General features: G+C 68.4%; 1 protein-coding gene. It reads left to right on the forward strand.

The annotated features are described in order from the left end of the window. Positions 1-55 precede the first annotated feature (55 nt). Complete coding sequence (locus MET9862_RS29000; RefSeq protein WP_142586315.1) at positions 56-1,276, forward strand: IS256 family transposase; 1,221 nt, start codon at positions 56-58, stop codon at positions 1,274-1,276. Positions 1,277-1,317: the final 41 nt, after the last annotated feature.

Consider the following 1,317-nt stretch of genomic DNA (forward strand, 5'->3'; position numbering starts at 1 on the left):
GGGACTGTCAGGAATTTCGTGTGGGCGGCCATAGTGGACCCAAAGGAGGTTCCCGATGGCACGACGCAAAGCACCCCACATCCCTGACGCGCTCCTGGACCAGCTGCTGGCCGGGGCCGATCCCAAGACGGCGTTCGAGTCCGACGGTCTACTGGACGCGCTGAAGAAGGCCCTGGCCGAGCGGGCACTCAACGCCGAGATGGACCACCATCTGGCGGGCGAGGAGGCCGGCAACAGCCGCAACGGCTACGGCCGCAAGACGGTCACGACCGGGACCAGCCGGATCGAGCTGGCGATCCCCCGCGACCGGCAGGCGACGTTCGACCCGCAGCTGATCGCCCGCTATCAGCGCCGGTTTCCCGGCTTCGACGACAAGATCGTGTCGATGTACGCCCGCGGCATGAGCACCCGGGAGATCGTCGGGCACCTGCGCGAGCTGTACGGCATCGAGGTCTCGCCCGACCTGATCAGCGCGGTGACCGACGCGGTGCTGGAGGAGGTCGCCGCGTGGCAAGCCCGGCCGTTGGAGCCGGTCTACCCGATCGTGTTCTTCGACGCTCTGCGGATCAAGGTGCGCGACGAAGGCCTCGTCCGGAACAAGGCCGTGCACATCGCGCTCGGCGTGCGCGCCGACGGATCCAAGGAAATCCTCGGCCTGTGGCTGGAGCAGAACGAGGGCGCCAAGTTCTGGTTGCGGGTCATGAACGAGCTCAGGAACCGCGGCGTCGAGGACGTGCTCCTGGCCGTGGTCGACGGGCTGAAGGGCTTCCCCGACGCGATCCGGGCGGTGTTTCCTGAGGCGCTGGTTCAGACGTGCATCGTCCATCTCCTGCGCCACAGCCTCGACTTCGTCTCCTACAAGGACCGTAAGGCCGTGGCGGCCGCGCTCAAAGACGTCTACCGCGCGCTCGATGCCGCCGCTGGCGAGGCGGCCTTGGCGACCTTCGAGGCCGGCGAGTGGGGCCGGAAGTACCCGGCCATCGCCCAGAGCTGGCGGCGGGCCTGGGGCGAGGTGGTCCCGTTCTACGCGTTCCCGGGCGAGGTCCGGCGGATCCTGTACACGACGAACGCTATCGAGGCCCTGAACGCCACCCTGCGCCGGGCCGTGCGCGCCCGCGGGCACTTCCCGACCGACGAGGCCGCGCTGAAGCTGCTCTACCTGGTCTTGAACCGCTCCGAGAAGGCGTGGAAGATGGGCCCGCGTGAGTGGGTCATGGCCAAGGCGCAGTTCGCCGTCATCTTCGGCGAGCGCTTCACCCGGGCCATGGCGGCCTGATGTTCAACCCGCCGCCCGCACACGGAATTCCTGACAGTCCC

This window comes from Methylobacterium symbioticum (assembly GCF_902141845.1).
GTDB lineage: Bacteria > Pseudomonadota > Alphaproteobacteria > Rhizobiales > Beijerinckiaceae > Methylobacterium > Methylobacterium symbioticum.

Excerpts from the sequence above, each read along its gene's own strand:
- MET9862_RS29000 (WP_142586315.1), top strand. The coding sequence starts at position 56 with ATGGCACGACGCAAAGCACCCCACATCCCTGACGCGCTCCTGGACCAG.